This is a genomic window from Bordetella genomosp. 5, assembly GCF_002261475.1.
Taxonomy (GTDB): Bacteria; Pseudomonadota; Gammaproteobacteria; order Burkholderiales; family Burkholderiaceae_B; genus Bordetella.
The window spans coordinates 525,865-533,378 of the sequence record NZ_NEVN01000013.1; the positions used below are offsets into that span (position 1 = coordinate 525,865).

Here is a 7,514-nt window from a genome sequence, read left to right on the forward strand (position 1 = left end):
TGTTCTGGAGATTTGCCATTCTGGCGGCAAATGAAATCCTTTTCATTCTGCGCTGCAAACATGACGTACGCGTTGCAGCGCAGCGACCGGGCCGTCGATTACTCGTCGATCAGCCCGCCGTCTTCATGAAACGGATACGGACCCGGGTAATCCCCGATGTAGGCGTGGTGCGTGTTGAGCGAGCCGTCGAGGTAGTGATGCAGATGGAAGGCCGGCGGCTCCATGACGAAGGCGGACGGACCGCCCACGCGCAGGTCCAGCGCCACCTGATGCGCCGGGCTCGGGCAGGTCGAGGCGATGGTGCCGCCGAAGCGGCGGAAAATGGTGCGGTGCAAATGTCCGCACAGAATCCGCTCGATATTCGCGTAGCGGGAAACCAACGCTTCGAGCTCCGGCGCGCCCGCCAGCAGGCCGATGGCGTCCATGTGCTCGATCCCGGTGGCGAACGGCGGATGGTGCATCACGATGGCGGTCGGACGGCCGGGCTGTTCCGCCAGGCGATCGGCAAGCCAGTTCAATCGTTGCGCACACAACGAACCATGGCTCTGCATCGGCACCACCGTGTCGAGCACAATCAGACGCAAGGGGTGCTCTTCCACCGTGTATTGCAGGAACTCACCGGCCTCGCTCAGGTAGGCATGGTCGGGGAACGCATCGCGCAACCCGTCGCGGGCATCGTGGTTGCCGGGCAGCAGGAAGTACGGCATGCGCAGCGACTGCAACATGGCGCGCAGATGCGCGTACTCGGCCGGCCGGCCGAAATCGGTCAGGTCGCCGCTGATCATGACGAGATCGGGCGTCGGGTCCAGCGCGTTGAGCGCGACCACGGCCGGCGGCAGGTACTGATCCGTCTCGACCACGCGATAGGCCTTCTGGCCGGGCATGCGGATATGCAGGTCTGTGATTTGTGCGATGAGCATGATGAAACCGGAGTGAGGATGAAGGGTCAGTGGGCGGCGAGCGTCACGCTGACGCGCTGGCCGCGTTGATAGTGGCTGTCGGGACCGGTGATCGCGCTCAGGCGTTGCCCGTCGGCCAGGCCGATCTCGTAGCGCACCGAGCCGCCCAGGAAAAAGCGCGCCAGCACTTCGGCCTGGACCGCGTCCGCGCGCGGGTCGGCGAGGCCGACGTGATGCGGCCGAAAGCGCAGATCCTGGGCGCCTTCGATCAGCACGCCATCGCGCACGCCGCCGCGCAGCTTGCATAGCGTGCCCAGAAACTCGCCCACGAATTCCGTGTCGGGCTGGCGATAGAGCGTCTCGGCGTCGCCGATCTGCTCGAGCCGGCCGGCCGACATGACGGCGATGCGGTCGCCCAGCATCATGGCCTCGTCCTGGTCATGCGTCACGATGATGGTGGTGATGCCCAGCTGGCGCAGCATCTGCGCCAGCTCCACGCGCAGGTGCTCGCGCAGCTTCGCGTCCAGCGCGGTGAGTGGCTCGTCGAGCAGCAGCACGCGCGGCTCGATGGCCAGCGCACGCGCCAGGGCGACGCGCTGGCGCTGGCCGCCCGAAAGCTGGCTGACACGCCGTGTCGCGAAGCTTTCCATGCGCACCAGCGACAGCATTTCCATGGCGCGGGCGTTGCGCGTGGCGGCGTCCTGGCCGCGTACGCGCAGCCCATAGCCCACGTTGTCGAGCACGCTCATGTTGGGGAACAGCGCATAGCTCTGGAACACCACGCCCACGCCTCGCGCCTCGGGCGGAAGTTGCGTGACGTCCTCATCGCCATAGCGGATGCTGGCGCCGGCATCGGCCTGCTCCAGCCCGCAGATGAGGCGCAGCAGCGTGGTCTTGCCGCAGCCCGAGGGGCCGAGCAACGCGAGGATTTCGCCACCGGGTATGTGCAGATCCAGCGGCTGCAGCGCACGGGTGCCGTCGGGCCAGGTCTTGCCGCATTGGCTCAGGGTGATCGAGACGGGAGCTTTCATGTTCAATGTCCTTGATTCTGGGCGGCCGCCTGGCGCTGCTGCAGGCGGGTGCGGCGTTCGCCGCGGGCGGCCAGCCATTGCAGGCCGACCAGCAGCGGCATCAGCATCAGCAGGAAGACCAGGGTGTACGCCGACGCGACTTCGAGGCGCATCGAGGCGTAGCTGTCGGCCAGGCCGACGGGCAGCGTCTTGGTGAGCGGCGTATGCAGCAACCAGGTGAGGTTGAACTCGCCGATGGAGAGGGTGAGCACGGTCAGGGCGCCCGTCACGATGCCGGGCATCGCATTGGGCACCACCACCGTCAGGAAGCGGTGCATGCGGCCGGCGCCCAGGGTGGCGGCGGCCTCGTCGAGCACGGCCAGGTCCGCGCCCGCCATGCTTGCACGCGCGGCCCGCACCATGAAGGGCAGCGTGAACAGCACGTGGCCGATCACGATGAACCACATGCTGCCGCGCAGACCCGACACCGTGCCCCACGAGATGATCAGCGCGAGCGCCGAGGCGAGGCCCGGCACCGCGACCGGCAGAGTCAGCAATTCTTCGAGCGCGCGCGCGGCACGGCCGCGGTGCAACGTCAGCACCCAGGCCGCCGGCACGCCCACCAGCACGCAGACCAGCAGCGTGAGCAGCGCGACGGCGAACGAGCGCCAGATGGTGTCGCTATAGAGCTCCCACACCTGCTCGATCCAGCGCAGCGTGAAGCCGCTGGAAAAGCCGACGAAATAGTTGCGGGTCAGACCCGCCAGGATCGAGAGCACCACCGGTCCGATCAGGAAGGCGGCCACGGCGAGCGTGACGGCCAGTCCCAGGCGCATGTCGGTGCGCGAATGCAGTTCAGTCATGGCGATATGCGGTAAGAAATCTCAGGCCGCCGCGCCGGCGCGGGTGCCCGCGACGCTGTGCGCGACATACAGCACGGCCCAGGTCACCAGGCCCAGCACGATCGACAGCGCGGCCGCGACCGGGATGTTGGCGTAGTTGGTGAACTCGTTGTAGATCGTGATGGGCAGCACGTCGATCTGCGTGGCCAGCGTGAACGCCGTGCCGAACGCGCCCATGCTCGTGGCGAAGCTCATGGCGCCCGCGCCCAGCAGCGCCGGCGTCAGCGCCGGCAATTCGATGTCGGCGAAGCGGCGCCATCCCGATGCGCCCAGCGTGCGCGCGGCTTCCAGCAGGCTGGTGTCGATCTGCTCGGCGGCGGCCGAGATCATGCCGATCGTGCGGGGCAACGAGAAGTACAGATAGCCCAGGAACAGACCCGCCATGCCGTAGGCGAACACCAGCGGCTCGGCGCCCAGCCAGCGGCTGATGGTGGCGGTCACGCCCTGGCGCCCGGCCAGCAGAATGATCAGAAAACCCACCACGACGCCAGGAAAGGCCAGCGGAAACATCAGCAGCGCGACCAGCGCGCGCCGGCCCGGAAACTCACGATGCCAGGCCAGGAAACGACCGACCGGCAAGGCGACCAGCAAGGTCGCCAGCGTGGCCACCAGCGACAGCACGACGGTATTGGCCAGACTGCGCCAGTACTGCATGCTGGTCAGCACCGTGACGTAGGCCGAGTGGCCCTCGGCGGTGCGCGCGCCGGTCAGCGCGAGCGCCGCCATGGGCAGCAGCCAGAACGCCAGAAAGAGCGCCGCGGCCGGCGCGGCGAACCAAAGCCATCCGCGGCGCACCATCTCAGTTCACCTCTTTGGCGTAGCGCTCGGAGAAGCCGCGTTGCGCCGCCGCCATCTGCGCGTAGTCCACCGTGCCGGCACGGGCGTAGTCCGCGGCCGGGAGGAACTTCTTCTGCGCTTCGGCCGACATGGTTTCGGCGCGAACCGGGCGCAGGAAGGCATTGGCCCAGATCGCCTGGCCGGCATCCGAGAGCGTGAAGTCCAGCACCTTGCGGCCGTTGTCGGCGTGCGGGGCGTTGGCTACCAGGCTCATGGTGTAGGGCACCGCGATGGTGCCTTCGGCCGGGATCACGAACGCGACGTTGGCCTCGTCCTTGTACTTGGCGCGGTAGGCGTTGAAGTCGTAGTCGATCAGGATCGGGATCTCGCCGGACAGCACGCGCGCATAGGCGGTCTGCTTCGGCACGATGGGCTTGTTGGCCTGCATCTTCTTGAACCAGCCGATGGCAGGATCGAAGTTGTCCAGCGTGCCGCCCAGCGCGCCGTTCAGCGCTACCGCGCCCACGTAGCCGACGAAGGCCGACGACGGATCGAGGTAGCCCACCATGCCGCGGTACTCGGGCTTGAGCAGGTCATTCCAGGACTTGGGCACGGGCTTGCCGCGCAGCGCGTCCACATTGACCATGAAGCCCAGCGTGCCGGAGTGGATGGCGAACCACTTGCCGTTGGGATCCTTCATGCCGTCGGGGATCTTGTCCCAGTTTGCCGGCTTATACGCCTGGATGAGATTGTCTTTGTCGGCCTGGATGCCGAAGGTCACGCCGTAGTAGACGACGTCGGCGACGGGATTGCCGCGCTCGGCCGCCAGCGAAGCGAGCGCCTGGCCGGAGTTCTTGTTGTCGCCCGGCACGGTGATGCCGGTGGCTTGTTTGATCGCCTTGATCTGCGTGGCCCAGTCGGCCCACTCAGGCGGACAGTTGTAGCAGATGGCGGATTGCGCCTGAGCGGCGCCGGCGCTCAGGGCCAGTACGGCCAAGGTGGCGCGCGTGAGGTTCTTGAGGAATCGTTTCATGCTTGCTTGATCCTGACGGAGGACGGTTTGGCGGGAGCGGCAGCGACCGTGCCGCCGGGGAAGACACGGTGCGCGAGCCGCACCGATTCAATGGGAATGTCGTTCTGCATGAAGTCGAGCAGACGCGCGCAGGCCTGCGCGCCGATCTCGCGGCTGGGCTGCGACACGCTGCTCAGCGGCGGCATCATCAGCGCGCCGATCGCGACGCCGTCGAAGCCGCACACCGACAGATCCTGCGGCACGCGCACGCCGAGCCCGATGAGCTGCGACAGCACCGAGCTGGCGAGCAGATCGTTGGAGCAGAACAGCGCGGTGGGCGCGTCCTTGCGGGTCAGGGCCATGCGCAGCACGCTGAGATCGGATTCGGTATGGGCCGGCATGGCGAGGTGGCCGACCGCGGGCAGCCCGAGCTTGCGGGCGCAGGCGCGCGCGCCTTCGAGCCGGCGGCGCGCGCGGTCGGACGCCGCCAGCGGACCGGTCACGAGCGCGATGCGCTGATGGCCCAGATCGGCCAGGCGTTGCACCATCTCGCTCGCGGCGGCGCGGTTGTCCACCGACACGAAAGGATGGTCCGGCGACTCGTTGTAGGCCAGCACATGCGGCATGCCGGTGTGCTGCAGAAACTGCAGCGTCGCGCTGTCGGCGGGATTGCCTACCGTGAGAATGAGGCCGTCGATCTGATGATCGATGAGCTCGCGCACGACACGATCTTCGATGTCGGGCTGGTAGCCCGTGGTGGCCATCATCACGCTGTAGCCCGCGGCGCGCGCGTATTGCTCCGCGCCTTCGAAGCAGTCGGCGAACACCGGATTGGTGAGCGTGGGCAGGATCAGGCCGATCGTGCGTGTGCTGCCGTTGCGCAGCGAGCGGCCGACGCGATTGGGCCGGAAACCGCTGCGCTGCGCCACGGCCTCGATGCGCGCGAGCGTTTCGGCACGCAGCAGCTCGGGCTGATTGAACGCCCGCGAGACCGTGGCGGGCGAGACGCCCGCCTTGCGGGCAATCTCGATGATCGAGGGCCGGCTTGGCGCTTTTTGGCTCACAGCAATCCTTGGCGACGAACAGCCTGATGAAAACGATTTCATTCTAGGAGCGCAGCATGACAGCGATATGTCATGCGCCAACTTAGTACAAACGCCGCATACCCGCCACAAGTGCGCGTGCCGCAGCGCCGCATACGCGCCCATCCGCAGTTGGCGAAAGCGCCGAAGGTCGTGGCGGTGCGCCGCATATCGCAACGCGTCACGGGCTTTGCCGGAGAGATGTCGCCGAATTGGTTGCGCACGCATCCTTCGCGGGTTAACCCGGAAACGCGATCCCGGTTCTTTGCATATACCCCGCGCTTGCTTCTACACTGGCCCCGATAGATTGAATGGCGGACGCTACATGGTCCGGCAATACACATACGCCAAGATAGGCGTACATCCGATGATCTGGGGAATTTGGGGATGGCGATAGCCTTGAATCAACTCGGTGCGCTCGATGCGGCGCGCCGGCTCAACCGCCGCGAACTCACCGCGGTGCAGATGGTGCGGGCCTGTCTGGCGCGCATCGAGCAGCGTGAGCCGCAGGTACAAGCCTGGGCCACGCTCGACCCCGCGCATGCGCTGGCGCAGGCGGAGGCGCTCGACAACGGCCCCGTGCGCGGCGTGCTGCACGGTCTGCCGCTGGGCATCAAGGACATCTTCGATACGCATGACCTCCCCACGCGCTACGGGTCGAGCGTGTACAGCCAGCATCAACCCGTCGCGGATGCGGCCGCCGTTGCGCTCTGCCGCGAGGCCGGCGGGCTGGTGCTCGGCAAGACGGTCACGACCGAGCTGGCGGCCTATCAGCCGGGCCCGACGCGCAATCCGCGCAACGTCGCCTACACGCCGGGCGGCTCGTCCAGCGGCTCCGCCGCGGCGGTGGCCGACGAGATGTGCCCGCTGGCGCTCGGCACCCAGACCGCGGGTTCCATCATCCGGCCGGCCGCGTATTGCGGTGTGGTGGGCTTCAAGCCGACGGCCGGCCGCATCGCGCGCGGCGGCCTCAAATCCACCGCCGAGTCGCTCGATACGATCGGCGGCTTCGCACGCAGCATCGACGATATCGGGCTGCTCGCCTCCGTGCTGATGCGCGACGCGCGCCTGCGCCAGCTCGACTACGACGGCACGCCGCGCATCGGCATGCTGCGGACCTTCCAGTGGCGCCTGGCACAGACCGAAAGCCGCGACGCGTTCGAGCAGGCCGCGCTGTTGCTCGCCCGGGCGGGCGCGGATGTGCAGGAGGCCGCGCTGCCCGCCGAAGATTGCGCGCTGGTGCAGTTGCACGCCGACGTCATGGCCTACGAAGCCGCGAGCGCCCTCACCTACGAGCGCACGCAGGCCCGCAAGCAGCTCAGCACGCGTCTCGTCGCCATGCTCGACGCGGGCGCGGAGATCGACACGGCGGCCCACCAGGAACGGCTCGCCCGTGCCGCCCGCGCGCGCGAGCGCGCGCTGCGCTGGTTCGACCAGTTCGACGTGCTGCTGATGCCCAGCACCACCGGCGAGGCGCCCTTCTTCGAGCAGGGCACGGGCGATCCGCTGTTCTGCCGGGTCTGGACCCTGTTCGGCTTCCCTGCCGTGCATCTGCCCTTCACGACCGGCCCGCAAGGCCTGCCCGTGGGCCTGCAGGCGGTCGGCGCGCCCGGCCAGGACCAGCGCCTGCTCGCCGTCGGGCGCTGGATGCACCGCGTGCTGCAGGAAGGTTGAGCGCGCAACCATAAAAAAACCCGGCGATCCGTGAACTGACCCCCGAAAGTTGGATATTGATCCAACCTTCGGGGGTTTTTACATGGCGAAGTACAACGAGCAGTTCAAGTTAAAGGTGGTTCGGGAGTGTTTGAAGGGCACTGAGAGTGGTCGTTCGG

At 67.4% G+C, this 7,514-nt stretch carries 7 protein-coding genes; 1 reads left to right on the forward strand and 6 read right to left on the reverse strand.

Features of this window, described 5'->3' with window-relative positions:
- Positions 1 to 98 precede the first annotated feature (98 nt).
- Genes CEK29_RS23350 through CEK29_RS23375 form a run of 6 tightly spaced genes read right to left on the reverse strand, consistent with a single transcriptional unit; the run spans position 99 to position 5,664 of the window.
- Positions 99 to 920 (reverse strand): phosphodiesterase, encoded by an 822-nt coding sequence (locus CEK29_RS23350; RefSeq protein ID WP_094798167.1) that lies wholly within the window; start codon positions 918 to 920, stop codon positions 99 to 101.
- Between the two features lie 26 nt (positions 921 to 946).
- Positions 947 to 1,930 (reverse strand): ABC transporter ATP-binding protein, encoded by a 984-nt coding sequence (locus tag CEK29_RS23355; RefSeq protein WP_094859452.1) that lies wholly within the window; start codon positions 1,928 to 1,930, stop codon positions 947 to 949.
- Between the two features lie 2 nt (positions 1,931 to 1,932).
- Positions 1,933 to 2,772 carry an ABC transporter permease gene (locus CEK29_RS23360; protein ID WP_094859453.1) on the reverse strand — a complete coding sequence of 280 codons (840 nt, stop codon included), beginning with the start codon at positions 2,770 to 2,772 and terminating at the stop codon, positions 1,933 to 1,935.
- A 21-nt stretch (positions 2,773 to 2,793) separates the two neighbouring features.
- Positions 2,794 to 3,609 carry an ABC transporter permease gene (locus CEK29_RS23365; RefSeq protein WP_094859454.1) on the reverse strand — a complete coding sequence of 272 codons (816 nt, stop codon included), beginning with the start codon at positions 3,607 to 3,609 and terminating at the stop codon, positions 2,794 to 2,796.
- Position 3,610: 1 nt separating this feature from the next.
- The gene (locus CEK29_RS23370) at positions 3,611 to 4,621 is read right to left on the reverse strand and encodes an ABC transporter substrate-binding protein (RefSeq protein WP_094798171.1); all 1,011 of its coding nucleotides are present in this window, start codon (positions 4,619 to 4,621) and stop codon (positions 3,611 to 3,613) included.
- Positions 4,618 to 5,664 carry a LacI family DNA-binding transcriptional regulator gene (locus CEK29_RS23375; RefSeq protein ID WP_094798172.1) on the reverse strand — a complete coding sequence of 349 codons (1,047 nt, stop codon included), beginning with the start codon at positions 5,662 to 5,664 and terminating at the stop codon, positions 4,618 to 4,620. The genes CEK29_RS23370 and CEK29_RS23375 overlap by 4 nt, the downstream gene beginning before the upstream one ends.
- A gap of 405 nt (positions 5,665 to 6,069) precedes the next feature.
- Between CEK29_RS23375 and CEK29_RS23380 the strand changes: the two genes are divergently transcribed.
- Positions 6,070 to 7,356, forward strand: a complete 1,287-nt coding sequence (locus CEK29_RS23380; RefSeq protein ID WP_094798173.1) for an amidase — start codon at positions 6,070 to 6,072, stop codon at positions 7,354 to 7,356.
- Positions 7,357 to 7,514: the final 158 nt, after the last annotated feature.

What these genes read in the sequence shown, in the direction of transcription:
- CEK29_RS23350 (WP_094798167.1), bottom strand. Translation starts at nt 920, where the DNA reads ATGCTCATCGCACAAATCACAGACCTGCATATCCGCATGCCCGGCCAG.
- CEK29_RS23365 (WP_094859454.1), bottom strand. Translation starts at nt 3,609, where the DNA reads ATGGTGCGCCGCGGATGGCTTTGGTTCGCCGCGCCGGCCGCGGCGCTC.
- CEK29_RS23370 (WP_094798171.1), bottom strand. Translation starts at nt 4,621, where the DNA reads ATGAAACGATTCCTCAAGAACCTCACGCGCGCCACCTTGGCCGTACTG.
- CEK29_RS23355 (WP_094859452.1), bottom strand. Translation starts at nt 1,930, where the DNA reads ATGAAAGCTCCCGTCTCGATCACCCTGAGCCAATGCGGCAAGACCTGG.
- CEK29_RS23360 (WP_094859453.1), bottom strand. Translation starts at nt 2,772, where the DNA reads ATGACTGAACTGCATTCGCGCACCGACATGCGCCTGGGACTGGCCGTC.
- CEK29_RS23380 (WP_094798173.1), top strand. Translation starts at nt 6,070, where the DNA reads ATGGCGATAGCCTTGAATCAACTCGGTGCGCTCGATGCGGCGCGCCGG.